The sequence below is a fragment of the Burkholderia sp. NFPP32 genome, assembly GCF_900119325.1.
Lineage (GTDB): Bacteria > Pseudomonadota > Gammaproteobacteria > Burkholderiales > Burkholderiaceae > Burkholderia > Burkholderia pyrrocinia_C.
The window spans coordinates 543,907-569,992 of the sequence record NZ_FPJP01000001.1; the positions used below are offsets into that span (position 1 = coordinate 543,907).

Below are 26,086 nucleotides of genomic sequence, written 5' to 3' on the forward strand. Positions count from 1 at the left end.
ATCGCGCCGCCCTCGCCTATTCGTCGGAAGTGTCCTGCTGCTCACGCTCGCCGCGTTCGGCGGGCGGCAGCAGCGCCGCGAGCACGTCGACCGTGCGCGCGGTCGCGCCGCGGTGACGCGACGCGAAGGCGGCGCCGGCCGCGCCCATCGCGATGCGCCGCGCCTTGTCGGCGAACAGCGCGTCGAGCACGTGCGCGAGATCGAGCGGATCCTCGACCTGCATCGCCGCGCCGGCCGCGACCGCATCGGCGGTCGCCTGCGTGAAGTTGAACACGTGCGGGCCGATCAGCACCGGCACGCCGACCGCGCACGCTTCGATCAGGTTCTGTCCGCCGAGCGGCAGCAGGCTGCCGCCGATGAACGCAACGTCCGCGGCCGCGTAATACGCGCCGAGTTCGCCCATCGAATCGCCGAGCAGCACCGTCACGTCGCCCGGCAGCGGTTCGGCAGCCGGGTGGCCGGCCGCGAGCGCGGCCGTGTCGGCCGCCCATGCCGAGCGTCGCACGCACTTGAGCCCGCCGCGCTCGACGAGCGCCTCGACCTCGGCGAAACGCTGCGGATGACGCGGCACGAGCACCAGCAGCGCGCCGGGCGTGCGCATCGCGGCGAACGCCTGCAGCACCAGCGCCTCCTCGTTCTCGCGCGTGCTGGCGGCGACCCACACGGGCCGCGTGCCGATCGCGTCGCGCCACGCATGGCCGCGCGCCGCGAGTTCCGGCGGCGTCGCCATGTCGAACTTCAGGTTGCCGAGCACGGTCACGTTGCGCGCACCGAGCGACGTCAGCCGCTCCGCATCGGCCGGGCTCTGCGCGAGCACGCGCGAGAAGCCGCCGAACACGTCGCGCGTCGCCGCGCCGAACTTCGCCGCGCGCCGGAACGAACGCGCCGACATCCGCGCATTGGTCAGCACGAGCGGCACGTCCGCGCGGCGGCACTCGTCGATCAGCGTCGGCCACACCTCGGTTTCCATCACGAGGCCGAGCGTCGGCCGCCATGCGTGCAGGAAGCGCCGCACCAGGCCCGGCATGTCGTACGGCAGGTAGCAGCGCAGCACGCGATCGCCGAAGATCTGTTCGCCGGTCGCGCGGCCGCTCGGCGTCATGTGCGTGAGCAAGATCCGCGCATCGGGGCGCGCGTGCATCAGCGCATCGATCAGCGGCTGCGCGGCGCGCGTTTCGCCGACCGATACCGCATGCACCCAGATCAGCGGCGCACGGTCGTCGCGCGAGCGGCCCGCCACGCGGCCGAAGCGTTCGCCGACATGCTCGCGATAGCCGCGCTCCTTGCGCGAGCGCACATAAAGCCGGATGACCGCAGCGGGTGCGACGAGCCACCACAGCGCGCGATAGATCGCCCTCAGCATGCTGCGGCCCTCGTATTGCATCGAAGCAGGTGCGCGCTCAAACCAGCGCCCTGCCCGTCAGGCGCTCGAGAATGCCGAGCGGCGCGCATTCGCGGCGGACCATCGCATCGACCGGCAGGAAGAACGTCTGCTCGAGCATGAACTGGCCGGACATCACAGCGTGCGAAGTCTGATCCGAGAAACATATCCACACGCTGCCCGGCGGGAACGGCATCGTCTGCTGCGGGCACGTCTTCTGGTAGTCGAGATCGGCCTTCATGCCGTCGTGCAGGTTCAGCATCAGGTGGTCGTACGCGCTGCGCGGCGACTTCGTCACGTGCAGCAGGTTCAGCAGCCACGCGGAACCGGGGAACTGCGGCCTGATGCGCGGCAGGAAACGCTTCGCGACGTCCTCGAACGGCTCGCCCACGCGCCACACGCGCGGCACGCCGGCCGGGTTCACGTTCGTGAACACGCGCAGGATGCGCTCGCCGTAGTTCGGCCGTGACGGGAACGCGTCGACGTGCAGCCGGCTGTCGTCCTTGCGCCACGACGTCTGGCGCGTCTCGACCTGCATCAGCCGCAGGCTCGTCGGCGCGACACGCAGCTTGCCGCGGTATTCGGGAAACAGGCCATCGACGAGTGTGCCGGCCTGCTGCTGGAAGCGTGCGACGAGCGCGCGCACGGCCGACTGCGTGACGCTGTCGCCGAGCACGCCGGCGAGCGCGCCGCCGTTCGGCGCGAGGCTGATGTTCTTGCGTTTCGGATCGGCGAGCGCCGGATCGAGCAGCGCTTCCTCGCCGCCTTCGATCGCGAAGCGCAGGTGCGGGAAATACAGCACCTTGCCTTCCTCGACCGCGGCCAGCAGCTGCTCGCGCGGCGCCGACAGGTTGTGTCCGCTCCAGTCGGCGGACGGGACTTCGATGATCTGGGATTCGCTCATGATCGGTTCGCGTAATTGACAGGCGTTACAGGAGACCGAAGCCCGCGAGCGCCGACTTCACCTGCGCGATCGACGGGGGTTGCCCCGCCGTGCCGAGATTGACGACGTTCGGCGACCAGTAGCCGCCGGTCCGCCAGGCCGTCGCGAAATTGTACAGTTCGACCGTCGGACGCTTCAGCGCGGCCGCGATGTGAACCAGACCTGTATCAACCCCGACGGTCGCGGCCGCGCCGTCGATCAGCCCGACCACGGCCGGCAGCGACAGCTTCGGCGGCACGATCGCCGCCGCGCCGAACTCCTTCGCGAGCCGCTCGCTCGTCGCGCGCTCCGCGTCGTTGCCCCACGGCAGCACGAGCGACGCGCCGCGCCGCACGAGCGCCTGGCCGAGCTCGATCCACGCGGCGTCCGGCCACTGCTTGTCGGCGCGCGACGTCGCATGGACGAACACCACGTACGGCACCGGCAAGTTCAGGCCGAGCGCGGCCACCGCGAGCGCCGCCGCGCGCGTGTCGAGGCCGAAGTCGACCGGATCGGCCGGCGTCGGCACCGGATCGCCCAGCGCGGCCGCGACGAGTTGCCGCGAGCGCTCGACGACGTGCGTGCGCGGCGCGATCGGCACACGCTTGCGGTAGAAGAAGCGCACGGGCCATTCGTAGCCGGCGCCGTCGGTGCGGTTGCCGAGCCCGACGAGCGGGCCGCGCGCCCAGCTCGCGACCCAGGCCGTCTTGATGAGGCCCTGGCAGTCGATCACGAGGTCGTACTGCTCGGCCGCGAGGCGCCGGCGGAAGGCGCGGATCTCGCGCCACGTGGCGCCCGAGAACGGCTTCTTGCGCCAGCGGCGCAGCGAGAACGGCAGCACCTCGCGCACGCCGTCGACGAGCCGCACGAGGTCGACGAAGCTTTCCTCGACGAGCCAGTCGATCTGCGCATCGGGGTGGCGGCGCCGGATATCGGCGATCACCGGCATGTTGTGCACGACGTCGCCCAGCGACGACACGCGCACGATCAGGATCTTTTGCACGCTGAAAAAACGCCGGCTGGCAGCCGGCGACAGACATAAAGGAGCGATTTTATCTCGCCCGGGGGAGCAGACAGACAAAAAGCGGCCGCACGCTGTGGCGTGCGCCGCTTTTCGGGGATGGCGCGACCGATGAATCGGACGTCGCGCCGTTGGCGGCCCGCAGGCCGCCGACGCTCAGAACGGCAGCTTGACGTCCGGCTTCGCGGCCGTCAGCACGCGGCGGAAGTCCTCCTGGATGCGCTTGAGCCCTTCCTGCGTCTCCGACTCGAAACGCATCACGACGACCGGCGTCGTGTTCGACGAACGCGCGAGGCCGAAGCCGTCCGGGTACTCGACGCGCAGGCCGTCGATCGTCACGACTTCCTCGGCGCCGTCGAACTTCGCCTCTTTCTGCAGCTTGTCGATCAGGCGGAAGTTCTCGCCCTCTTCGAGCCACAGCTGCAGTTCGGGCGTGCTCATCGCGTCCGGCAGCCCGTTGAGCAGTGCGCTCGGGTCGGCCGTCTTCGTGAGGATCTCGAGCAGGCGCGCGCCCGTGTAGAGGCCGTCGTCGAAGCCGTACCAGCGATCCTTGAAGAACACGTGGCCGCTCATTTCGCCGGCAAGCGGCGCACCCGTCTCGCGCAGCTTCGCCTTCACGAGCGAGTGGCCCGTCTTCCACATCAGCGGCTCGCCGCCCTTCGATTTCACCCACTGCGCGAGGTGGCGCGTGCACTTCACGTCGTAGATGATCTGCGCGCCCGGGTTGCGCGACAGCACTTCTTCCGCGAACAGCATCAGCTGGCGGTCCGGATAGATGATCTGGCCGTCCTTCGTGACGACGCCGAGGCGGTCGCCGTCGCCGTCGAACGCGAAGCCGAGCTCGGCATCGGTGTCCTTCAGCGCCTGGATCACGTCCTGCAGGTTTTCCGGGTGCGCGGGATCGGGGTGATGGTTCGGGAACGTGCCGTCGATGTCGGTGAAGCGCTCGACGAGTTCGCAGCCGAGCGCCTTGAACAGGCGCGTCGCGAGCGGGCCCGCGACGCCGTTGCCGGCGTCGACGACGAGCTTCAGCGGCCGCGCGAGCTTCACGTCGCCGACGATGCGCGCGATGTACTGATCGGCGACGTCGACCTGCTCGTAGGTGCCGCTGCCCGTCTCGAAGCGCTCGTCGACGATGCGGCGGTACAGCGCCTGGATCTGCTCGCCGTAGATCGCGGCGCCGCGCAGTACCATCTTGAAGCCGTTGTAGTCGGGCGGGTTGTGGCTGCCCGTGACGACGATGCACGAATCGATGCGGCGCTCGCCTCCCTTCAGCGCAAGCGGCACGCTCGCCGCGAAATAGCCGACCGGCGTGGGCACCATGCCGACGTCGACGACGTCGACGCCCGCCGCACGCAGGCCGTCCGCGAGCGCGCCGACGAGTTCGGGCCCGGACAGGCGGCCGTCGCGCGCGACGACGACCGCGTCGCCGCCCTGGGCGCGCACTTCGCTGCCGAATGCCCGGCCGATCCCGCGCGCCGTGTCGACGTCGAGCGTCTTGCCGACCACGCCACGAATGTCATATGCCTTGAAGATGGATTGGGAGATCATCGATTCTCTTCTCTCTCGGTTGCGTGCATGGAAAATTGTCTGGCCGCGTCTCGCCGGTGCCGCGCATGATACAGGCAGGCCCGGCGAAACAAGGAACGGAACGGCTGGAGCGGCCCCGATCCCACTTATAATCGCGGGTTTTGATGACGCGCATGTCGCCCATTTTAATGCCTAGCCGACCCGCCGCCGCCAACCCGCAGCCTCCGGGCGCCCTGCCGGCCGCCCCGCGTACATGCGGCCGCCGCGCATGCTGAAGCGCTTCGGCAACCCGGATGTCGCGAAGGCCGTCGCGAACCTCGTCTGGCTGGGGCTCGAACGGCTCACGCAGATCGGCGTCGCGATCGCGATCAGCGGTCTTCTGGCCCGTTATTTCGGGCCGGATGTGTTCGGCAAATGGCAGTATGCGAATACGCTCCTCCTGGTACTGGCACCGCTCACCTGGGTGTGCGGCGCGGAAATCCTCGTTCCGACCATCGTCCAGCGCCCGCCTGCCCAGCTCGGCGCGGTGCTCGGCAGCGCGTTCGCGCTGCGCATCGCCGTATCGGCCGCCGCGCTCGTCGCGACCTGGATCGCGATCGCCGCGGGCGCCTTCGATCCGCTGGTCGGCGCGATGCTCGCCGGCCTGGCCGTCACGATGGTGTTCCGCGAGCCGTTCGTCGGCGTGATCAACGCGTGGCTGCAGAGCCTGACCTACAGCAAGCCGCAGCTCGTCACCAGCATGATCACCGCGCTGGCGAAGGCGCTGCTCGTCTGGCTGCTGGTCCGCGCGGCCGCCGGCCCCGCGCGCTTCGGGTGGCTGTGGGCGCTCGAGGCCGCCGCGATCGGCTTCGCGCTGCTGCTCTACTACCGGCATCGTAACGGCGGCGCGCTCGGCTGGACGTTCGATAAACCGCTGTTCAGGCACTTTGCGACGGCCGGCACCGTGTTCTGGCTCGGCCTCATCTGCATGTACCTGTTCCTGAAGCTCGACCGCCTGATGCTCGAGCGCCACGTGTCGTTCGCCGATCTCGGCCGCTACTCGGCCGCGCAGCAGCTCAACGAGAACTGGATCACGCTCGCGCTGATGCTCGCGCAGACGATCGCGCCCGCATTCGTCTACCGCGTGCAGGACGTCGCGCGGCTGCGCCGCAACATCGTCCGGCTGATCGCGATGACGGCCTGCCTGATGACGGCCGGCGCGCTCGTGCTCGACGCGGCCGCCCCGCTGATCGTCGGCAAGGTGTTCGGCCGCGGCTACGAGGCATCGGTCGACATCTTCCGCTGGGCCGTCTGGCTGTCCGTGCCGGCCGGCATCGAGGCGATAGGCAATCTTATCGTTCTCAAATATCAAGCAAAATTCGTATTGCTGTCGAAATGGCTGCTCGCGCTCGCGATCGCCGCGCTCGTCAACCTGCTCGCGATCCCGCGGCTCGGCCTGTACGGCGCGCTCGTCGGGCTGGCGGCCGGCTACCTGGCCGCGGCCGCCGTCAATTTTTATTACATCCGTTTCAAGCTGCAAACATGATGCCCCCCGATTGCCCGCCCCCGCTCGACGACGTGGCTGTACTGATGCCGGCCTACAACGGGCACGACGACGTCGTCCGGACCCTCGCGTCGTTTCGCGAGGACGCGCCCGTGCACGTGCTGATCGTCGACGACGGCAGCACGCCGCCGATCGTCGCGCCCGACCTGCCCGGCCTCGCGATCGAGGTGCTGCGCATGCCGCGCAACGGCGGCATCGAGCGCGCGCTCGCGGCCGGCATCGACGCGCTCGCGGCGCGCGGCTTTCGTTATGCGGCGCGCATCGACGCGGGCGATCTCGCCGCGCCGCAACGCCTCGCAAAGGAGCGTGCGTATCTGGGCGCCCATCCGCGCGTGGCCTGCGTCGGCATGTGGACGCAGGTCGTGTCGCGCGCCGGCGAGCCGCGCTTCATGCTGACGCCGCCCGCCGATCCGCGCACGCTGCGCCGCACGCGCTTCCTGCGCTCGCCGCTCGTGCATCCGTCGGTGATGCTGCGCATCGACGCCGTGCTGGAGGTCGGCAACTATCGCGCGAAATACCGCGCGGCCGAGGATCTCGATCTTTTTTTACGGTTAATGCAACGCTACGATTGCGCGAACCTGCCGGAACTCGGCCTTTATTACGAACTCAACGAGGGCGGGATCAGCGCGACCAAGCGCCGGCGCCAACTGGTGTCGACGCTGTCGCTGCTGCTGCGCCACTTCAACGCGCTGAACCCGTACGACTGGGCCGGCCTCGCCAAGAACCTGCTGCATTTCGTGACGCCGTACCGCACGCTGCAGCGGATCAAGCGGACGCTGTTCGCCGCGCGGCCGTCCGCTTGAGCGCGGATCCGGCCCCTTCGGCATTTTCGACGCTTTATTTTTTTCTTTTTTCATGTCCGCCACCTCCCCGCTGCGCATCGCGCTCGTCTGCAACACGGCCTGGGCGATCTATACGTACCGCCACGGTTTGATCCGTGCGCTCGTCGCGCGCGGCGCCGAGGTCATCGTGATCGCGCCGCACGACCGCACGGTGCCGCTGCTCGAGCAGATGGGCTGCCGCTACGTGGCGCTCGCGGTCGCGTCGAAAGGCACGAGCCCGCGCGAGGATCTCGGCACGCTCGCCGCGCTGGTGCGTCACTACCGCGCGTTGCAGCCCGATCTCGTGTTCCATTACACGATCAAGCCGAACATCTACGGCTCGATCGCCGCATGGCTCGCGCGCGTGCCGTCGATCGCGGTGACGACGGGGCTCGGTTATGTCTTCATCCAGAAGAGCCGCGCGGCGAGCGTCGCGAAGCGCCTGTACCGCTTCGCGTTCCGCTTCCCGCGTGAAGTCTGGTTCCTGAACCGCGACGATCTCGCAACGTTCACCGACGAGCAGCTGCTCGCGCATCCCGACCGCGCGCGGCTGCTGCACGGCGAAGGCGTCGACCTCGAACAGTTCGCGCCCGTGCCGCTGCCCGGCGGCGGCGCGCCTGTCTTCATCCTGATCGGCCGGCTGCTGTGGGACAAGGGCGTGCGCGAATACGTCGAGGCCGCGCGCATCGTGCGGGCCCGCTTCCCGAACGCGCGCTTCCAGCTGCTCGGGCCGCTCGGCGTCGACAATCCGAGCGCGATCGGCCGCGCGGATGTCGACGCGTGGGTCGGCGAAGGCATCGTCGAGTATCTCGGCGAAGCGCACGACGTGCGCCCGCATATCGCGGCCGCCGACTGCGTCGTGCTGCCGTCGTACCGCGAAGGCGTGCCGCGCACGCTGATGGAAGCCTCGGCGATGGGCCGCCCGATCGTCGCGACCGACGTGCCGGGCTGCCGCGACGTCGTCGCCGACGGCGAAACCGGGTTCCTGTGCCGCGTGCGCGACAGCGCGAGCCTCGCGGAGCAACTGCTCCGCATGATCGAACTCGGAACGGCCGGACGCGACGCGATGGGCGCGCGCGGCCGGCGGAAGGTCACGGCGGAATTCGACGAGCAGCAGGTCGTCGAACGTTACCGGCAGACCATTCATTCGTTGACAGGCATCACCCTCTGAAGGAGCGCATCAGCATGACCGCTAAAGGCACCATCCTCGTTACCGGCGGTGCGGGCTATATCGGCTCGCACACGGCCGTCGAGCTGCTCGACAACGGCTACGATGTCGTGATCGTCGACAACCTCGTCAACAGCAAGGCCGAGTCCGTGCGGCGCATCGAGCAGATCACGGGCAGGACGCCCGCGTTCCACCAGGTCGACGTGTGCGACGAAACCGCGCTCGCGAAGGTGTTCGACGCGCACCCGATCACCGGCACGATCCACTTCGCGGCGCTCAAGGCCGTCGGCGAATCGGTCGCGAAACCGCTCGAGTACTACCAGAACAACATCGGCGGCCTGCTCGCCGTGCTCAAGGTCATGCGCGAGCGCAACGTCAAGCAGTTCGTGTTCAGTTCGTCGGCAACCGTGTACGGCGTGCCCGAGCGCTCGCCGATCGACGAATCGTTCCCGCTTTCCGCAACGAATCCGTACGGCCAGTCGAAGCTGATCGCCGAGCAGATCCTGCGCGATCTCGAGGTGTCCGACCCGGCGTGGCGCATCGCGACGCTGCGCTACTTCAACCCGGTCGGCGCGCATGCGAGCGGGCTGATCGGCGAGGATCCGGCCGGCATCCCGAACAACCTGATGCCGTATGTCGCGCAGGTCGCCGTCGGCAAGCTGGAAAAGCTGCGCGTGTTCGGCTCCGACTACCCGACGCCGGACGGCACGGGCGTGCGCGACTACATCCACGTCGTCGATCTCGCGAAGGGGCACATCGCCGCGCTCGACGCGCTGGCGAAGCGCGACGCAAGCTTCGTCGTGAACCTCGGCACGGGCCAGGGCTACAGCGTGCTGGAAGTCGTGCGCGCGTTCGAGAAGGCATCGGGCCGCCCGGTGCCGTACGAGCTCGTCGCGCGCCGCCCGGGCGATATCGCCGAGTGCTACGCGAACCCGCAGGCCGCGGCCGACATCATCGGCTGGCGCGCGACGCTCGGCATCGAGGAAATGTGTGCCGACCACTGGCGATGGCAGGAGGGCAACCCGCGCGGTTTTGTATAATCCGCTGTCCATTTTTCGAGCGATCCCATGCTCAGCTTCGCGTCCGGCTTCATCGTCTCCCTGCTCGTCACGCTGTTCATCGTGCGCTACGCGCACCTTCACGAGAAATTCTCGGTCGACAGCGACCTGGCCGGCGTGCAGAAATTCCACGTGCGGCCCGTGCCGCGCGTTGGAGGCATCGGGATCCTCGCCGGGGTCGTCATTGCCGCGCTGATCCTGTCGCGGCGCTATCCGACGATCGCCGGCAGCATTCTCGGGATCGCCGCATGCGGAATGCCAGCGTTCCTGTCAGGCCTCGTCGAGGACCTGACCAAGCGCGTGTCGCCGCGTGCGCGGCTGCTGTGCACGATGGGCGCAGCCGCGCTCGCGTTCGGGGTGATGGGTATCGCGGTCAAGCGCATCAGCGTGCCGCCGCTCGATTTCCTGCTCGGCTACGTGGCCATCTCGGCGTTCATCACGGTGCTCGCGGTCGCGGCCCTCGCGAATGCGATCAACATCATCGACGGCTTCAACGGACTCGCGTCGATGGTCAGCTTCATGATGTTCGCGTCGCTCGCGTACGTGGCGTTCCATGTCAACGATCCGGTCGTGATGTCCGCGTCGATCATCATGATGGGCGCCGTGCTCGGCTTTTTCCTGTGGAATTTCCCGGCCGGGCTGATCTTTCTCGGCGACGGCGGCGCGTATTTCATCGGGTTCATGCTCGCGGAACTCGCGATCATGCTCGTGATGCGCAATCGCGAAGTGTCAGCTTGGTATCCGGTGCTGCTTTTTATGTACCCGATCTTCGAGACGTGCTTCTCGATCTACCGGAAGAAGTTCATCCGCGGGATGTCGCCGGGGATTCCGGACGGCGTGCACTTGCATATGCTCGTGTACAAGCGGTTGATGCGGTGGGCTGTGGGGACGAAGCATGCGCATGATCTGACGCGGCGGAATTCGCTCACCTCACCTTATCTTTGGCTGCTGTGCCTCGTCGCGGTGATTCCGGCGACGCTGTTCTGGCGGCATACCGTGCATCTGTTCGTGTTCGTCGTGCTGTTCGCGTTGACGTATGTATGGCTTTATCTCAGCATCGTGCGGTTCAGGGCGCCGAGGTGGATGGTGGTGAGGAAGGAGAAGCGGGGGCATTGAGGGGCGGCGGCCAGCGTGTTGCCGCTGGCCGCGTCGACCGCAGAGCACTAGCTTCCGGCAGTATTGGTGCTCCAGTGCGGCACTTGCGCATAGATCACGACGTTACCGTCGTCTTGAACGTAAGTAGCTGCCCCCGGATGCCCGCTCGTGCCGGCATTCCATAGCGCAACGCCAGCCGGACTGTAGACGACCAGATTGCCGTCGGTTTGCATCGTCGCATATGCACCGGGATGATTGAACGTCCCTGAACTCCATTGCGGAATCCCCTGGCGAAGCAGCACCAGATTGCCGTCGCCCTGCATGACAAGCACGTTCGCGCCATTGCCCGAAGTGAAATTCTGGCCGCCCACGAGGGTGGTGCCGCCATTCCAGACAGCAGGGCCGCCAGGAGAGTTTGGATAGCCCGTCGTACCGGTCGCGGTGGAAAACAAAGGCACATATGCCTCGTAGATCACCATGTTGCCGTCATCTTGTACGGCGAGATGTTGATCATAAGGCGTGCCGGTGGTCGACGAAAACCACAGCGCCTTGCCGCCCGCTCCATAGACAACGAAGTTCCCATCAAGCTGGAAAGCGGCATAGGCCCCCGGATTTCCCGACGTCCCGGAATTCCATATCGCAGCACCGTTACCCACGTTGTAAAGCACGAGGTTACCGTCATATTGCATGACGAGTTTATGGTTTCCGGAGGCTGAATACACGATTTGGCCCGGGCTCAGCGTCGTTCCTTCGTTGAGATTGCCGCCATAGATCGGCGTCGTTGGAACGCAGATCGCGGAATGCAATACGCTGACGTTCGGCGTGCCCCAACCTGTCACGAAGTCCCATCCCGGTCCCGCGCTGTATGCACCGTTCGAACCGCTGGAGATATCGCGGAAAATGGACGGGGTCGTCGCTTGAAAGCCATATAGCGCCGGCGGTGCGAATCCCGGATTCGCCGAGCAACTGCCGGAGAGGATGCGCGCCCACGTCGCGGCAAACAAGGGCGCGGCCAGACTCGTCCCGCCCCATTGCTGGATTTGGCCTCCTACAATGATCAGCGCACCACTATTGGGATCCGCATCAAACGCAATGTCCGGCGTGCCGCGATTAGCCCGCCCATTGAGCTGAGGTACGTTCGACTGCCACGACGGAATGGGTTCCACGACGCTGATGCCGCCGCCACCCGAGCTCCACGCCGTCTCGCCGGTATAGCTTCCGTCCGCGTTCGTGTACAGAGTCGTGCCGCCCAAGGCGGCGACGTACGGCGAACTGGCGGGATATTCCACCGAAGTTCCCGAGCAACCGTACGCAACGCTGCCCGAATCGCCAGTGCTCACCGAGAATGTCTGCCCTTGCGCGACGGCGAGTTTGAGCATCTGATCGATCGACGCAGTAGGTGCGAAACTTTCGCATCCACCAATCGACATGTTGATCACCCGAGCAGTATTGTCCGACACCGCCCGATTGATGGCGCTGGCCATGTCGCTCCATGCGAAGGATGACGCAACATAGAAATTAAGTTGCCTCACGCCACCGGACATACCGACAATGCTTTGGCTATCGAGCGACCATTCCGCGTTCGCGCTCGTATCTGGACTTGGCGTTCCTGCGTTGACTACCGAAACGGCTACAGCGGGCAACCGGTTGTTATTTGTGAATGTAGTCAGGTCAGCAAGAGGCTGCGATAGATTTCCTTCTGCGATGATGCCCACCGTGATGTTGCCGGCCGCCGGAGTATTGCCCACGGAGTAGATGGCGGGAAAGGCCGTGGGATTATGCCCCGCCGTTACTGCCGCGGTTGTCGGCGAGTCGCTCGCATTAGGACCGCTTGCCGAGACAGAAGCCCGGATACCGTGTGTGCGCAAGCGGGTGGCCGTATCCAAACCTAAAACGGACCGGACAATGCCGCTGATGGCATCGGGCACCGTCTCGGCGGTAGTGTTGATATGCGTTTGACTTCCATCCGCCATTGCGACCGATACCAGTGTCGTCCGGAACGCGCCGGCAACCACATTAGCTGGCGCATCGGCTTCGACAAGCATGTTGTTGCCGGCCACCTTGATATTCGTGAAACCATTATTTTGCAAATAGGCTTTCACGACGGAGACCTGCCCGGTAGTAGGCGCGTATCTCGCAGCAACTTGCGCCGAGCTCAGGACCGCCCCGAAGCTGGCGTTGCCTGGCGTCCTTGCTCTCCGCAAAAAATCATCGAGCTCGGCTTCGTTGTTCAGCTTCAGGACCAACGCGACATGGATGGGCGCCGTAGCGCTCAAAGGCGCCGAACTCACAATATTCCCAGAGGCCCGCAGTGTTGACAACTTGTAAGCCTGCGCCGTAACCGCCGCTGAATTATCGCCATCCCCGCAACCACCTAGTGCTAACGCCGCAAGCATCCCGATCAAAAATCGGGCAATGTGTCCGGTTTTCATTGAATTGGTCTCAATTTATTGATTATTTATTTGATTTCTTACGTTTTCCCCTCTACCACAACAGCGTGTCGGCGATAGCGACTTTTCTTCGACACCGATATGTTCGACACATGAAGAAAGGAAGCAAGAGCGAACAAATGCAGCCGCAGTCAATCGAGTTCAGCTCCGTCGTTAAACATACGCAGGAGCGAGCCGATAGTCAATCAACTCGAACGAGTTTCACCGAGGTTTAAGAATTGTTAAATATCAAGACGGGGTGACGACAATATTCACACGTTAATTTCACCAACAAAATGAAATCACGAGAAATCAACCACCATTGTAACTTGCAAGAAAGTTAATATGTTCTGAAGCTGCTTGCCGAGCTTGCGACACGCACCTGCGTGCAGCTCCCCACCAACAAAAAAAGCCGTTCAGTCATTTACTGAACGGCACCTATCCATCAGCCAGCTGGTCTGATTGGCGCTAGGGTATCAAGCCGATCCGCCCGACACGACGCGCCTCGGCACACTTTGCAACACCGGCGCCACCGCCGTCTGATACTCAGGCACCCAGCGCCTCAGGTCGCGCCGCACTTCGTCGTCGCTGAGCACGCGGTGCTGCATCAGCCAAGGCAATAGCTCATCGAGCAGGTGGTCCGGCACTTCCCGCGCACGCGCGATTCGCAGCTTCGGATGCGGCGTGCGTGTGGTGGTCTCATCGTCCGCGAGCAGCTCCTCGTAGAGCTTCTCGCCGGGCCGCAGCCCCGTGAATTCGATCCGGATCTGCCCTTCAGACAAACCGTACAGACGAATCAGGTCACGCGCGAGATCGACGATCTTGACCGGCTCGCCCATGTCGAGAATGAAGATCTCGCCGCCGCGCCCCATGCTCGATGCCTGCAGCACGAGCTGCGATGCTTCCGGAATCGTCATGAAAAAGCGCGTGATCTCGGGATGCGTGACCGTCACCGGCCCGCCCTTCGCGATCTGCTGCTGGAACTTCGGAATCACGCTGCCGGCACTGCCGAGCACGTTGCCGAAGCGCACCGTCTCGAACTGCGTGCGCTCGCTCGTCTGCTGCAACGCCTGGCATGCCATTTCGGCGAGGCGCTTGCTCGCGCCCATCACGTTGGTTGGATTGACGGCCTTGTCAGTCGAGATCAGCACGAAGTGACGCACGTCGTGGCGAATCGCCGCGCGGGCCACGCGATACGTGCCGAGCACGTTGTTGCGCAGCGCCTGCCACGCGTTGTGTTCTTCCATCAACGGCACGTGCTTGTAGGCAGCCGCATGGAACACGATGTGCGGTGCGTGACGCGACATCACTTGGTCGAGCAGCAGCGAATCCTTCGCATCGCCGATGATCGGCAGGACGGACAGATCGGGGAAGCGCTCGCGCAATTCCTCGGTCAGCCGGTACATCGCGTATTCGGACAGGTCGAACGCGACGAGCTGTGCGGGCGCGAAACGCAGGATCTGCCGGCACAGTTCGGAGCCGATCGAGCCGCCCGCGCCCGTCACCATCACGACGCGGCCGCGCAGCAGCGCCTCGACATGAGGCGTGTCGATCGTCACCGCGTCGCGGCCGAGCAGATCCTCGAGATCGATGTTCCGTACCTGCGACAGGAAGCCCTGCCCCGGCATCAGTGCAGTCAGCGACGGCAGCACCATCGCCTTGATGCCGGCGCGCACGCATAGCGTCGCGACACGGCGCTGCGTTTCGACCGACGCCGACGGAATCGCGATGATCGCGTACTCGACCTTCATTGCGTCGGTCCAGTGCTTCAGGTCGTTGAACGAGCCGAGCACCTTGTAGCCGTAGATTTCGCGCCCCTGCTTCGTGACATCGTCGTCGAGCAGCCCGACGAGGCGCCACTCGCCCGAACGCGACAGTTCTCGCGCGAGGCTCGCGCCGGCGGTGCCGGCGCCGAGCACGAGCACCGGCTTGCCCTGACCGACGAGTCCACCGTACAGATAGAACTCCTTCGTCGCGCGATAGAGCGCACGCGCACCGCCCATCGTGAGGAACAACATCAGTGGAGACACGAGCAGCACAGAGCGCGGGATGATCGGCGACGGCTGGAACATCACCGCACCAATCATTACGATTACGCCGCCGCCGATGACCGCCTTCGAGATACGCATCAGGTCGGGCAGGCTTGCGAATACCCACAGGCCGCGATAGAGCCCGAACACGTGGAACATCAGCGCGTAGACGGGCAGCACCCAAACGAGCGCAGTCAGCGCGCCGCTCAGGAAATCGGGCGGAATACTGCCATTGAAACGGACGAGATACGCGAACAACCACGCGGCGAGAACCGCCATCAGGTCGAACAGGAAAGCACTCAGCGACAGCCAGGATGCCTTGGATCGCAACATTGGCGGGAAACCTCACGAATTGTTTTCAGCGGCCGTCTGAAACCGGCGCCAACGCATGTCGATCACCAATCCGATACACGCCAGGACGCCATACCACGCGAAAAACGACAGCCACTGCTGCAGTTCCGGGCGGCCCTTGGCCCACACGGCGACGATTATGCCTGCGAGCATGATGAGGTACCAATAAAGAGCGGTCCGACGATGACCTACGCCGGAACGAACCATCCTCTGATAATAGTGCTCCCGGTGCGCTTGCCAGAACTTTTCGCCGCGTAACAGACGTCTCAAAAGTGTTACAGATGCGTCAGCGATAAAGGGCGCGAACACTAGCGCGGGAAACCAGATCGGCCAAACGTTGCTGCGCCAGCCCCAGTAGCCGAGTGCGCCGGCCAGAAATCCCAGCGGAATAGAGCCTGAGTCGCCAAGAAACAGCCTGGCCGGGTGGAAATTGAGCAACAGGAAGCCGATTGCCGCGCCGGCAACGGCTGAGCCGGCCACGACCAGATCAGGCGACGGGTTCGTGCCGGTCAGCGCCGCGACGGCGTACGCGCCAAAGCCGAAGAGCGCCATGCCGCCGGCTAGGCCGTCGGCGCCATCCATGAAGTTGTACAGGTTCGTCAGCCAGACCATCACGAAGCCGACGCCAACCAGCAACCACCATGGCGCGTCGGCTGGAAACACGCCGATCAGCGCGATGACAGCTGTGAGATGCGCGGAGAACCGCACGCGGGCTGGCAGCCCGCGGCGGTCGTCGATCTGGGACATCGCGGCAAGCCCGGCGGCGGCGATGGCGATCAGCCACAGGTGCGGCGCCAGCGCGAGCAGCGCGGCGATGCATACAGGGACGATGCCCCATCCGCCGACACGCGGCGTCGGCAGCGTATGAAGCGAACGGTCGTTCGGAATATCGGTGGCAAGGCGCCACGCCAGGCCGGTCGCGAGCAGCACGCGCAGGATGGCCGTCGACGCGATCGCGGCGGCGAGCGCCACCGCGACCGCACCCGGCCACGTGGATATCGGGAAATGCATGTCGGCTATTGTTGTGTATCGCGCGAACGATACCATGCGGCGGTCGCTTCGAGGCCCTGACGGGTCGTATATGGCGGATGCCAGTCGAGCACGCGGGCGATCCGGCCCGTATCGAGCTCGAGGCTGCCGGTCAGGCGGTCGATCGCCGCGCGGCGGCCGGTCAGCGTACCGAGCGCCCGCAGCACGCCGGACGGGACGGCGATCAGGCGAGCCGGCTTGCCGAGTGCGTCGCCGACCAGCCGCAACAGACCCGTGACCGACGGCGCATCGTCGTCGGCGACGTGGAAGCATTCTCCGGCCGCACGCGGATCAGTCGCGCATTGCAGCAGCGCATCGGCAAGGTTGTCGACGTAGACGATGCTGCGGCGTGCCACGATGGAGCCGAGCGGCAGCGGCATCCCGCGCGCAACGGCGTCCATCATCTTGAGGAAGTTTGCTCGGACGGCTGGACCGTAGACGAGCGGCGGGCGAACGATCACGACGTCGAGCCCGTTCGACGCACCGAACTGCGCGAGTTCGCGCTCCGCGCGCAGCTTCGAGCGACCGTAGGCATCCTGCGGGTCGGGACTCACCGCTTCCGACAACGGCGTGCCGCCGTCGCTCTCGCCGACCGCCTTGATGCTGCTTGCGTAGACGATGCGGCGCACGCCGTGCCGGCGCGCGGCTTTAGCGAGACGCAAGGTACCGGCGACGTTGGTCGCATCGAATGCGGCGTCGGGGTCCGGCGACTCGTCGCGCATCACGTGCACGCGAGCGGCCAGATGTATCACGCAGTCGGCGACCAGATCGGCGGGCCATCCTTTGTCGACGCCGTCGAAATCGGCGGCGTCGTGCACCCATTCACGCACACCGCCGAAGGCCCCGCCCGGGCGCCTGACCAAGGCGGTGACGGTGTGCCCGGCTTCCAGCGCGCGACGACAGACCGCGCGCCCGACAAAACCGTTTGCGCCGGTGATGATGAGGTGGCTCACCACAGCCTCCAACCGAAGCGGTTGTAGAACTTGAAGGCCGATGCGGCGAACATGCGGATGTGTGCGAAACCCTTGCGGGATGCGCCGCCGCCGTGATGGATCACGCGGACCGACGGGACATAGGCGACGCGCGCGACGTCGTGCGTGCGCAGGCTGAGGTCGTAGTCCTCGAAGTAGAGGAAATAGCGTGGGTCGAAGCCGCCGAGTTTTTTCAGCACATCCGTGCGGAACAGCATGAAGCAGCCGCTGACGATTGGAGGGTCCCAGACGATGTCGTGGTCGTTGATGACGTCGCGCATTTCGTAGTGGGCGAGGCGCTTCGCGAAAAAACGGCGGAATTGCACTGGAATGAAGCCTCGCAAGAATAGATCAACCACCGACGGGTATCGCCGACATAGGTATTGAACGCCCCCGTCCGCACCAGTGATACGGGGCGAAAACAAACCGACCGATGAATGAGAATCGAGAAATTTTATTGCGTGCGCAATCGACTCGCCATCGAATTCGACATCAGGGTTGAGTACCAAATGATAACGGCCACAAATCCGATCCAACGCCAGATTATGCCCGCGACCAAATCCTACATTGCCATGTTGACCAATATCATTCCACGAAATGCCGCAGGCTTCGTATTTATCACGGACATCTCGCAGCGCCGGTAGCCCCCCATTATCAACAAGAAATAATTCAGCGGAAAATCGACGCCCCATCACAACACCAGCGGAAACGATCGATCGCCGCAGACTTTCGAGCGTTTTATTTAACTGCTCGATGTCCGGCCGAAACACGACGAGTGACACCGACAAATCGACTGGCTCGGTCTTGGCGTCCACCATACCCCCTCAATTCAATACAATGGTTGGCGCATCAATCTTTCAGTCCAATCTATGGAATGTTATGGATAGACTTCAACCCAGCGACGTAGCAGCATTACGGAAGTATGAGATCGAACTAACTCCCATACAACAGGTCACCCATTACGTGCCCGTGATGCGTCCAGAAAAGATCGGCGTGCTCAGCAAGTTCAGCGATATTGTTCTGGTCGCTTCCCGACCTAAAGAATTTCGGATTCAAACCCTTGAGACCTTCGAAGGTAAGGTCGAAATTCTTATGCGGTTGAATTCGCAAAAAATCGGAAAGTGCAGCTACGGTCCGGCCGGGATCTTTCACTATTTCTTCGTAGCGAAGAAGTAGCGTATGAGGACGCAACTTGGGCTGCCATGCAACGTAATGATCGGACCACGATCCCGCGAAACAATTGCCGCATACGACCTGTTCCAGCGCAATATCGATTCCCGCTATCTCACGCAGAAAATGCCAATAGGACACGACAGAAGATCTGCCATCGCGAACGATAAAGATGCATGGATCGTCGGTTAGCGGGTGTTCGTGCGTCTTAACGATATTCAACTCCGCGGACCGTTGCGCCTCGCTGATTATGCGATCTTTCGACGAGCCGCCGGTCCGATGACCGACCAGTTCCGTCAACGCGGGAGAACCGAACGATTGGGGATCGTTGTCACCGTGCAGGGAAAAAGCTCCCAGTCCAAATACCTGCGAAAGCAAGATTCGGACGAAGGTGTTCCCAGACCGCGGATATGAAGATAGCCAAACGAGCATAAGGACTAAATATCAAGTTAATTTATATCACACCCACCTACAACGTCCGCTGCGAGCAGGAATCTCTATGGCAACGTCAGCCGGCACTCAGCTCGTAATCGGTGTCAAGCTTGGGAGTCTTCGGCTTAAACCTAAGAAACGGTTTCTCAATGTAATGCCACGACAGCACCGCCAATCCAATGGTCGGCACTAACGACAACAGGAAATTCAAAATAGGCCTACCGCCAGTGCCAAAGTAACTTGATACCAGCTGCTCCACCAAGAAACCATAGATGTAAATGCCATACGAAAAATCGCCAAATCGTCCCATCCAGCCGAATGAGGCCGGCTTGGTGGTGGCAAACGAAAGTACGGCATACGGCAAAACAACAAACATCGTGATCTCTTGAATTGCGGGATGATTCGGAACCACAGTGCACATCAGCAAGGCAAAGACAGCCACTTCGGCTTTCAGAAACTTGGGAGGAATGCAAATTTGCCAGATTGCACCGATCAAGAAATAAGGCGCAACATCAAGCCCTGAAATCACATTGGTCCCATAAACGACGATCCGTTGAGGACCGGCACCAAATCGAATCAGATACACGCTGGCCGCACACAGAACCAATGCTGCAATCGACACACTCAACACCCGAAAATTACGCGTCGCCGCAACAATCGGAAATAGCAGGTACATAAAAAATTCGACCGGCAGACTCCACAGCGATCCATTGACTGCAATAGGATAGGTGTTCTTCAAAAAAACACCCGGCAACATATAGTTAGGCTCTAAAGCAATATTAGTAAGATAACGCCATGTGTCCGCCGAGGACCAATACTCGAATTTTGGAACAATAGTAATCAGAGGTCCGACAACAAAAATCGTAGCAAGAATTACGACGCACAGTCCGGGAAATATACGCAAGCATCGTCGCGCCATGTATCGCACAAAAGACGGATCCCGAATCCAGCTCTGAGATACGAGGAAGCCGCTCACGACAAAAAATACCTTTACGGCCATTGCTTGCGCCGAGCTCCCAAATACTGCCGGACTCGCGACGCCCGTCAAAGCATGCGCATGTCCGTACAATACCGTTAGTGCAGCGAGAAGACGTACCGCTTCGAAATTATCCTGCTGACGCACCATTGCTTCGTCTCTCCGAATGCGAATCAAGTATTAGGCCATTCCTTTCAGCCGACGCATCGGGGACGTCACCTTCCACGATCTCGAACTTCGCACCCGCGACAGGGCCTCGTGAAGCTGGTCGCCAGACATCTCCATACATCCGCGCACGGTAATCGGTGCGCCACCCTTCAGACGACCAACGAATCGCAGCGGCGCGGTTATCCTCCAAGAAGTCGAACGTAGGGTTTCAATCAGCTCGTGACGCATGGCTTGATCTGTCAGTTGCCGCTGGAGCCGATCATTTTCACAGACGACATGGGACAGCTCCGTAGCTCTCAGTTCGGATCGCATTTGTTCTTGAGTTGCGATTTTTCCCTTGAGTTGGTCATTATCATCAAGCAGTTGACGAATCCGGTACGAGGTCCCTTTAGGGAACAACAGCATTCCTTCGTCCATTTTCTGAAAGATACGCTGGTGATTCGTCGCCCATTCGTGAGTAGGGTGATCGGTTCGGGACGATTGATCGGACACCCACCAGTGATAAATCGACGTAATAGCGGGACTTGATGCAGTATCCGCGATCGATGCAACTCGCATCATGTAGTCCCAGTCTTCAGTGGTACTGAGGTCCTCGTCGAATCGGATGTTGAGATCGTGAAATACCCCACGAGGAAAAGCCACACTAATTGGCGGTGTGTGGTTTCCGCGCAGGTGATCGACGAAATCGAACTCAGCGGGATACATCTGCTCCATCGAGCCGGTCGCGCGGACTCCGGATTTATCCAACACGTTGACGGTAACCACATCTTGGCGGACGACGGACGCTCGCAACAATCGACCTGGATGGTCCTTTGCGAGACTCTGAAACGTCTCTACCCAATGCGCCATCGGCGTATCATCGTCGTCCAGAATAGCGATGTACTGCCCTCTCGCCTCCTCAAATCCCCGGTTCAACGGATGGGTGCGATTGCCCTTGTCTACCCGAACGAGCCGAATTTTATTTCTCAGCCATTCAGGATTATCTTCGATGACCCGTTCAACCGCGAGCCGCGCATCCTCGGTCAACCGATGACCGACAACCAATACCTCAAAATCTGTGCAAGTCTGACCAGCAAGACACGTGAACACTTCGATAAGGGAATGCATACGCTTCCCTTGGGTTCTGGTGACAATCGAAAGGAAGGGACGCTTGATTTGACGTTCCGCAATGAACGCCTCTCCTTGCATTAGCGGACCGGCTACGCACGCCCAAACGAATTGGTTAACATCATCGTTCTCCTCCGCTTCGTGCCGCAGCGAAGTAAGCAGCCGATTAAGCGACGTCCCTCTACTCAGCGCAGGATGCGTGTCTGGAAAATGCTGATCACTGATCGCGACCCTCACGTCGTTTTTTTCGATACAGTACAGCCCACAATGCTCTAAAGTCTGCTTGAAAGAGGTCTCGCTAAAAAAACGCGTATGTGTGTAATCAAGCAGACCGTCGGACGTATAATCGAAGCGTCCAAAAGCAAGCTTCAGTCCGACGTCACGGTGCGTGACATTCGGGACGCTCAATACGAGAAACGCACGGTGTTCTTTTGCAAGTTCGCTGAGACACCGAAGCACGGCGTCACCATCACCGAGATGCTCTAGAGTATCGAGCATGGTGATAGACGCGATCGATCGGCCGTTGCTGATGTCTCGGAGCACTTGCAGAAGGTGGTCGGTAGAGGATAAATCGACCTTATGATTCTCTAGCCCTCTGGCACTCAAATTCGCAAGTGCCGCCGTATCTGCATCAACGCCGACGTATTTCAGCCCCAGCTCTTTTTGTAGGGGCTCTGCAATGCGGCCGTAGCCACATCCGATGTCGAGGTGAATCGAAATTTCGGCGCGGTTCGTGGGTACCGGTCGATGCTTCTTGAGAAGCTCCAACGCATGGCCGTACACGTTGTCCGGATAAAACGCGTTGTCGTAGGTGGTAGCTTGATTGAGCATCAGAGAGGATAACGGTGCTTGCTGTACAAGTTATCTGAAAAAAATGCGATCTTGTGGTCCGGATCGAGTTGCTTAGGGAGACGCCCCGATTGCTTCCGATCCTCATATTCCTTCGCAGCCTTCTTATGATAATCCTCGCCGTGATTCTTGAAGTAATCACATATCGATTCGGCAAGATCATCCCGCGACCACTTGTATGCAAGGATCATTGCCGCCTCAGCCGAGTAGTAATACTCGGCCGAAGACGGCAACCAGCCGGCCTCATTCGAAAGACGCTTGTCGTGAAAAACAACAGCGGCTGGACTGAAGATTACTTTGTACCCAGCCAGGCGGACCAGCCATGAGAAATCAACGTCATCACAATACAGAAAGAACGAATCTGCATCAAAACCACCAAGCTGCCTGAACAGCGGCGCGGGAATCATCGCACACGCCGTAGTCGCCCAGCAGGTTTCGCCCGTCACCGGGTGGTACTCCTTTGGGTGTTCGATGGGCAATTGTTTTGCCTCTACCATCCCTATGTCGGAAAAGCGAAATGGCTCAAGCAGATGCTCTAAAAGACGAGGTGACACGACAACATCGGGATTCTGAATGAGAAAGAAGTCCGAATCCGCACCTTCTGCCAGACTGTTATGCCCTCGAGCAGAACCCGCATTCCTTCCAAAGAAACGATAATCAATAGAAAGAGTTGGGGAATATTTATTCTGCAGCGCCTCAACCTCGTCTACACTCAAGCATCTCAATGGCGAGCTATCACCGAGCACCACTTTGACAGCAGAACAGGCGCCCGCGAAGATGGCCAGTTCGGCCGAGCGTGCCATACTCGCCAGCGCACGATCTACAGCACCGGGATCATTGTTGTACAGGATCGATTGAACCTGTACTGACGCAGGAAGAACCGAATCAGTCGGTTTTACATTCACATCAGACATGTTGCAGTTCACCTTCGATCCATTGCGCGAGGACCTTCAAGCCGTAGTCGAGATCATGTTTCGGGGCCCAGCCCAAGCCTTTGGCGCCTTCTGCTGATGTAAAGGCATGACGGACATCTCCGAATCGATACTTACCAACAACCTCCGGCGCTGGTGCACCATACAGGGCCGCAATCTTTTCGGCCAACTGCAGAAGTGTGGTTGCGACTCCAGACCCGATATCAAAGACACGCCCTGAAATGCCCGTCACCGTGCTTGCAGCAAAAAGCGCCGCCGCAATATCGTCGATCAGAATGAAGTCCCGCATTACCATGCCATCCTCATACAGAGGAATGCTTTGCTTTTTGCGGGCGAGTTGACAGAACAACGATACGATGCCCGTGTAGGAATTGATCAGCGACTGCCCAGGGCCAAAAACGTTCTGAAGCCGCAAGATGACGTACTCAGTGCCGACGGCGTTGGCCCACGATGAAATCACGTGTTCCTGTGCGAGTTTCGTCGCTCCGTACACGCTAACCGGAGCCGGATGTACACGGTCTGCCTCCATGGCAACCGGAAATCCGTCAAAGTTCCATTTTCCAGCGGCGAGTTGCGACACACTGCGCTGCCCCGGATAAAAAAGGGATCCACCCTCATTACCTTGCCAAGCGCCCTCGCCATACACAGCCCGACTGCTCGACAAAACGATTCTCTTGGGCTTCGCGTCGTGACGCATGAAGGCGTCCAGCATCGCCGTGGTGCCCACTACGTTGGTATGCGCATGACGCGTGGCCTCGGTGAGCGATTGACCAGTACCCGTCTCGGCGGCCAAGTGGACGACCACCTCGGGGCGAAATGACGCAAGCACGTTGTCCCATACAGTGGCATCGCAAACATCACCAACCACGAGTTCCACGCCCGGATGAAGCGCTGCAGGCCGCGTTTGCTTCGCGTGAATTTGCGGATGAAGGCAGTCGACTGCGACGACCTTGTCGAATCGAGATACGAGTTGCTGCGAAAGCGCTGAGCCGATGAATCCGGCCCCGCCGGTTACCAAACAATTCCGCTCTGACATTGATGACCTTTCAATAATTTCCCGGCTGGCAGGGCCGGACGTACCATTCGCGCCAAATGTTACAGCATTTGAACTCCAGCGCCAAAAGGCGGCGATTCGCACTTGGAAACGGCCGACATTGATCATGCCCCACTCTCAGTGCTGTCCCCGGGGCGATCCTTGAGGCAGTATGGAGGCCTACGCTGGAGTCCACAAAGGCGCGGCGTTATGCCGTTGCGCACAGCCAGCGTGCCACCGCACACCTCACCCTATTTCTTTGCTTGAGAACACGTCGCGCCGCGGTGGGAATGCATGGCGGTACGTCGCGGCTCGCGTGTCGAGGGTGAGGTTGGTGCTATAGAACGGATCAGCGAATCCGGGGTGGCGATCAGTAGCATCAGCGCGTGCCGGGGAAGGGGGCAACGCTGCAGCATAGACGACGGATCGAGGTACAACAGTATTCCGCATTCCCGCCATCGCTACACGAATGGCCAGATCGTTCAACCACGATTGATCCGGTTGCCAGCGCAGTCCACCGACCTCGTCCAGTCGCGTGCGTCGGACAACAAAGCATGTTGCGGCCAAAGCCGAAACCGTATGCGAGTGAACCATTCGACCGAAATAGCCATATTCTCCGCGAACCCTCCCCGGCTGCGCTGGCACGCCCCGGGTGGGTGTGCACATGACTGCGCCTGTGGCAAGCAGCGTACCGTTACGGGCGCATATCATGGGCGCCACAAGTCCAATATGTGGCTGTAGCGCCTGTCGCACGAGACGGTCGAGCCACGTTGCGTCGGCAGGCACCATCGACGCATCGATCAAGCAGATAAATTCCGCGCCATCGGATCGAACCACCTCATCGATCGCACTTTCCCCCCTCACCGCGATATGTGCGCGCACCTCGGCAGCAACTTGGGCCACATCCTCGACTATCACCGTCGCACACAAGTTTATGTACTGAGTATCACCGAGCAGACGTTCTGCCAGGCGCGCCACGCCCACGCCGGCTCTCGCGCCAGCCAGGACAACCAAATGCACCCGCGGCGGCGGGTTTGGTAACGCATATCTGATCTCGATGAGCGGAGCGTTACGATCCGGCGGTATCACGTCTGCATCGACACCACACGATGCCAGGTATTCAGTCACAGCTCTTACGGCCGCGCTCACCGCGTACGGCTTCTCTGCTACACCCGTTGCGGTACTGCCCTTGACAGTTCGCCAGTGATACAAGATGTGCGGAATATGCACGATTGCGTCGGTGGGGACTACGTGTGCGCATCGCAACACGAGATCGTGATCCTGACTGCCTTCGAGCCCCCTTCGAAATCCGCCGACACTGCGGACCACGTCGGCAGCGAAAACGCCAAAATGGGAGAAGAAATTCTGTTGCCGAATAAGTTCGGGATCCCAGTCCGTCTTGAAGTACGGCGTGCTCCGCTCACCCGACATCGAAATCTTGTCCTCATCGCTATAAAACAGCTTCGCGTCCGGAAAAGCATTGATGTAACGCGCGACAACAGCCAGCGCGTGCGGCGGCAAAATATCATCATGATCGAGCAACGCGATGAACTCGCCCGTCGCCAACTCCAAGGCGCTATTGCTCGCAACGCAGATGTGGCCGTTACGCTCGCGAAAGACGACACGAACTCGCCGATCGAGTGTCTGGTATCGCTCCAGGACTTCGCGCACTTGCGCCGTAGAGGACGCGTCGTCCGCAATGCATAGCTCCCAGTGCGGATAGACTTGCGCACGTACTGACTCGATCATTTCGATGAGCAATTTCACCGGCGTGTTGTATACAGGCACAACGATCGAGATTAGGGGGCGCCTCCGAAAACACTTAATTTCGGACGCCAGACTAGCTCGATCCGCCGCACCGCAGACATCGTATGCCGCGACCCATCGGCGATAACTCGCATCTCTTCGAGCGACCTCGATGACTTTGCGAATTGTCCCCGTGATGCCATGACGACGAATCGCGTCCGTTACTGCCGCCATCGCCCGCGCAGCTCTTCCATATCCAGACAAACAGCGCTCCAGCAAGCGTACCTCGACATTATTCACGATACCCACCGGCCCCTTGTCTTC

20 protein-coding genes are annotated in these 26,086 nt (G+C 61.8%); 5 read left to right on the top strand and 15 right to left on the bottom strand.

Annotated features, from left to right (window positions below):
* Window positions 1-16 precede the first annotated feature (16 nt).
* The 4 genes from waaA to BT264_RS02570 all read right to left on the bottom strand — a co-directional run bounded on the left by waaA (window position 17) and on the right by BT264_RS02570 (window position 4,875).
* Complete coding sequence (gene waaA / locus BT264_RS02555) at window positions 17-1,363, bottom strand: lipid IV(A) 3-deoxy-D-manno-octulosonic acid transferase (protein WP_072436426.1); 1,347 nt, start codon at window positions 1,361-1,363, stop codon at window positions 17-19.
* Window positions 1,364-1,400: 37 nt separating this feature from the next.
* Window positions 1,401-2,285, bottom strand: a complete 885-nt coding sequence (locus tag BT264_RS02560) for a Kdo hydroxylase KdoO (RefSeq protein WP_072436160.1) — start codon at window positions 2,283-2,285, stop codon at window positions 1,401-1,403.
* Between the two features lie 25 nt (window positions 2,286-2,310).
* Window positions 2,311-3,306 (bottom strand): lipopolysaccharide heptosyltransferase I, encoded by a 996-nt coding sequence (gene waaC, locus BT264_RS02565; RefSeq protein WP_072436161.1) that lies wholly within the window; start codon window positions 3,304-3,306, stop codon window positions 2,311-2,313.
* Between the two features lie 174 nt (window positions 3,307-3,480).
* A complete protein-coding gene (locus tag BT264_RS02570; RefSeq protein ID WP_072436162.1) occupies window positions 3,481-4,875 on the bottom strand; it encodes a phosphomannomutase/phosphoglucomutase in 1,395 nt (464 codons plus the stop codon).
* A 247-nt stretch (window positions 4,876-5,122) separates the two neighbouring features.
* Here BT264_RS02570 and BT264_RS02580 point away from each other — a divergent pair, with 247 nt between their 5' ends.
* The 5 genes from BT264_RS02580 to BT264_RS02600 are packed head-to-tail and all read left to right on the top strand — an operon-like array spanning window position 5,123 to window position 10,560.
* On the top strand, window positions 5,123-6,379 hold the full coding sequence (locus BT264_RS02580; protein WP_072436164.1) for an oligosaccharide flippase family protein: 1,257 nt from the start codon (window positions 5,123-5,125) through the stop codon (window positions 6,377-6,379).
* The gene (locus BT264_RS02585; protein WP_072436165.1) at window positions 6,376-7,200 is read left to right on the top strand and encodes a glycosyltransferase; all 825 of its coding nucleotides are present in this window, start codon (window positions 6,376-6,378) and stop codon (window positions 7,198-7,200) included. Before BT264_RS02580 ends, BT264_RS02585 begins: the two co-directional genes overlap by 4 nt.
* Window positions 7,201-7,252: 52 nt before the next feature.
* The gene (locus BT264_RS02590) at window positions 7,253-8,389 is read left to right on the top strand and encodes a glycosyltransferase family 4 protein (RefSeq protein ID WP_072436166.1); all 1,137 of its coding nucleotides are present in this window, start codon (window positions 7,253-7,255) and stop codon (window positions 8,387-8,389) included.
* Window positions 8,390-8,403: 14 nt separating this feature from the next.
* On the top strand, window positions 8,404-9,426 hold the full coding sequence (gene galE, locus BT264_RS02595; RefSeq protein ID WP_072436167.1) for a UDP-glucose 4-epimerase GalE: 1,023 nt from the start codon (window positions 8,404-8,406) through the stop codon (window positions 9,424-9,426).
* A gap of 27 nt (window positions 9,427-9,453) precedes the next feature.
* Window positions 9,454-10,560, top strand: a complete 1,107-nt coding sequence (locus BT264_RS02600) for an MraY family glycosyltransferase (protein WP_072436168.1) — start codon at window positions 9,454-9,456, stop codon at window positions 10,558-10,560.
* Window positions 10,561-10,607: 47 nt separating this feature from the next.
* On the opposite strand, the gene BT264_RS02605 is transcribed toward BT264_RS02600, so the two are convergent.
* From BT264_RS02605 to BT264_RS02655, 11 genes are all read right to left on the bottom strand, one after another.
* Window positions 10,608-12,971, bottom strand: coding sequence for a protease pro-enzyme activation domain-containing protein (locus tag BT264_RS02605; protein ID WP_072436169.1), 2,364 nt, complete (start codon window positions 12,969-12,971; stop codon window positions 10,608-10,610).
* 473 nt (window positions 12,972-13,444) lie between these two features.
* Window positions 13,445-15,331, bottom strand: a complete 1,887-nt coding sequence (locus tag BT264_RS02610) for a polysaccharide biosynthesis protein (RefSeq protein WP_072436170.1) — start codon at window positions 15,329-15,331, stop codon at window positions 13,445-13,447.
* Between the two features lie 12 nt (window positions 15,332-15,343).
* A complete protein-coding gene (locus BT264_RS02615; RefSeq protein ID WP_110281309.1) occupies window positions 15,344-16,396 on the bottom strand; it encodes an MraY family glycosyltransferase in 1,053 nt (350 codons plus the stop codon).
* Window positions 16,366-17,331 (bottom strand): UDP-glucose 4-epimerase family protein, encoded by a 966-nt coding sequence (locus BT264_RS02620; protein WP_072436427.1) that lies wholly within the window; start codon window positions 17,329-17,331, stop codon window positions 16,366-16,368. Before BT264_RS02620 ends, BT264_RS02615 begins: the two co-directional genes overlap by 31 nt.
* Window positions 17,328-18,167, bottom strand: a complete 840-nt coding sequence (locus BT264_RS02625) for a glycosyltransferase family 2 protein (RefSeq protein ID WP_072436172.1) — start codon at window positions 18,165-18,167, stop codon at window positions 17,328-17,330. The genes BT264_RS02620 and BT264_RS02625 overlap by 4 nt, the downstream gene beginning before the upstream one ends.
* A 115-nt stretch (window positions 18,168-18,282) precedes the next feature.
* Window positions 18,283-18,951 carry a sulfotransferase domain-containing protein gene (locus BT264_RS02630; RefSeq protein WP_072436173.1) on the bottom strand — a complete coding sequence of 223 codons (669 nt, stop codon included), beginning with the start codon at window positions 18,949-18,951 and terminating at the stop codon, window positions 18,283-18,285.
* A 76-nt stretch (window positions 18,952-19,027) separates the two neighbouring features.
* Window positions 19,028-20,077, bottom strand: a complete 1,050-nt coding sequence (locus BT264_RS02635; RefSeq protein ID WP_072436174.1) for an acyltransferase family protein — start codon at window positions 20,075-20,077, stop codon at window positions 19,028-19,030.
* Window positions 20,078-20,107: 30 nt separating this feature from the next.
* Window positions 20,108-22,033: a methyltransferase domain-containing protein gene (locus tag BT264_RS02640; RefSeq protein ID WP_072436175.1), complete on the bottom strand. Its 1,926-nt coding sequence runs from the start codon at window positions 22,031-22,033 to the stop codon at window positions 20,108-20,110.
* The gene (locus tag BT264_RS02645) at window positions 22,033-22,965 is read right to left on the bottom strand and encodes a glycosyltransferase family protein (RefSeq protein ID WP_072436176.1); all 933 of its coding nucleotides are present in this window, start codon (window positions 22,963-22,965) and stop codon (window positions 22,033-22,035) included. Before BT264_RS02645 ends, BT264_RS02640 begins: the two co-directional genes overlap by 1 nt.
* Complete coding sequence (locus tag BT264_RS02650; RefSeq protein WP_256260555.1) at window positions 22,958-24,145, bottom strand: NAD-dependent epimerase/dehydratase family protein; 1,188 nt, start codon at window positions 24,143-24,145, stop codon at window positions 22,958-22,960. Before BT264_RS02650 ends, BT264_RS02645 begins: the two co-directional genes overlap by 8 nt.
* 117 nt (window positions 24,146-24,262) lie before the next feature.
* Window positions 24,263-26,062, bottom strand: a complete 1,800-nt coding sequence (locus BT264_RS02655) for a glycosyltransferase family 2 protein (protein ID WP_218173331.1) — start codon at window positions 26,060-26,062, stop codon at window positions 24,263-24,265.
* Window positions 26,063-26,086: the final 24 nt, after the last annotated feature.

Bases quoted from the DNA above. Each gene is read 5' to 3' on its own strand.
- waaA (WP_072436426.1), bottom strand. From the start codon at position 1,363: ATGCTGAGGGCGATCTATCGCGCGCTGTGGTGGCTCGTCGCACCCGCT.
- BT264_RS02560 (WP_072436160.1), bottom strand. From the start codon at position 2,285: ATGAGCGAATCCCAGATCATCGAAGTCCCGTCCGCCGACTGGAGCGGA.
- BT264_RS02570 (WP_072436162.1), bottom strand. From the start codon at position 4,875: ATGATCTCCCAATCCATCTTCAAGGCATATGACATTCGTGGCGTGGTC.
- BT264_RS02580 (WP_072436164.1), top strand. From the start codon at position 5,123: ATGCTGAAGCGCTTCGGCAACCCGGATGTCGCGAAGGCCGTCGCGAAC.
- BT264_RS02585 (WP_072436165.1), top strand. From the start codon at position 6,376: ATGATGCCCCCCGATTGCCCGCCCCCGCTCGACGACGTGGCTGTACTG.
- BT264_RS02590 (WP_072436166.1), top strand. From the start codon at position 7,253: ATGTCCGCCACCTCCCCGCTGCGCATCGCGCTCGTCTGCAACACGGCC.
- galE (WP_072436167.1), top strand. From the start codon at position 8,404: ATGACCGCTAAAGGCACCATCCTCGTTACCGGCGGTGCGGGCTATATC.
- BT264_RS02600 (WP_072436168.1), top strand. From the start codon at position 9,454: ATGCTCAGCTTCGCGTCCGGCTTCATCGTCTCCCTGCTCGTCACGCTG.
- BT264_RS02605 (WP_072436169.1), bottom strand. From the start codon at position 12,971: ATGAAAACCGGACACATTGCCCGATTTTTGATCGGGATGCTTGCGGCG.
- BT264_RS02610 (WP_072436170.1), bottom strand. From the start codon at position 15,331: ATGTTGCGATCCAAGGCATCCTGGCTGTCGCTGAGTGCTTTCCTGTTC.
- BT264_RS02615 (WP_110281309.1), bottom strand. From the start codon at position 16,396: ATGGTATCGTTCGCGCGATACACAACAATAGCCGACATGCATTTCCCG.
- BT264_RS02625 (WP_072436172.1), bottom strand. From the start codon at position 18,167: ATGGTGGACGCCAAGACCGAGCCAGTCGATTTGTCGGTGTCACTCGTC.
- BT264_RS02630 (WP_072436173.1), bottom strand. From the start codon at position 18,951: ATGCTCGTTTGGCTATCTTCATATCCGCGGTCTGGGAACACCTTCGTC.
- BT264_RS02635 (WP_072436174.1), bottom strand. From the start codon at position 20,077: ATGGTGCGTCAGCAGGATAATTTCGAAGCGGTACGTCTTCTCGCTGCA.
- BT264_RS02640 (WP_072436175.1), bottom strand. From the start codon at position 22,033: ATGCTCAATCAAGCTACCACCTACGACAACGCGTTTTATCCGGACAAC.
- BT264_RS02645 (WP_072436176.1), bottom strand. From the start codon at position 22,965: ATGTCTGATGTGAATGTAAAACCGACTGATTCGGTTCTTCCTGCGTCA.
- BT264_RS02650 (WP_256260555.1), bottom strand. From the start codon at position 24,145: ATGATCAATGTCGGCCGTTTCCAAGTGCGAATCGCCGCCTTTTGGCGC.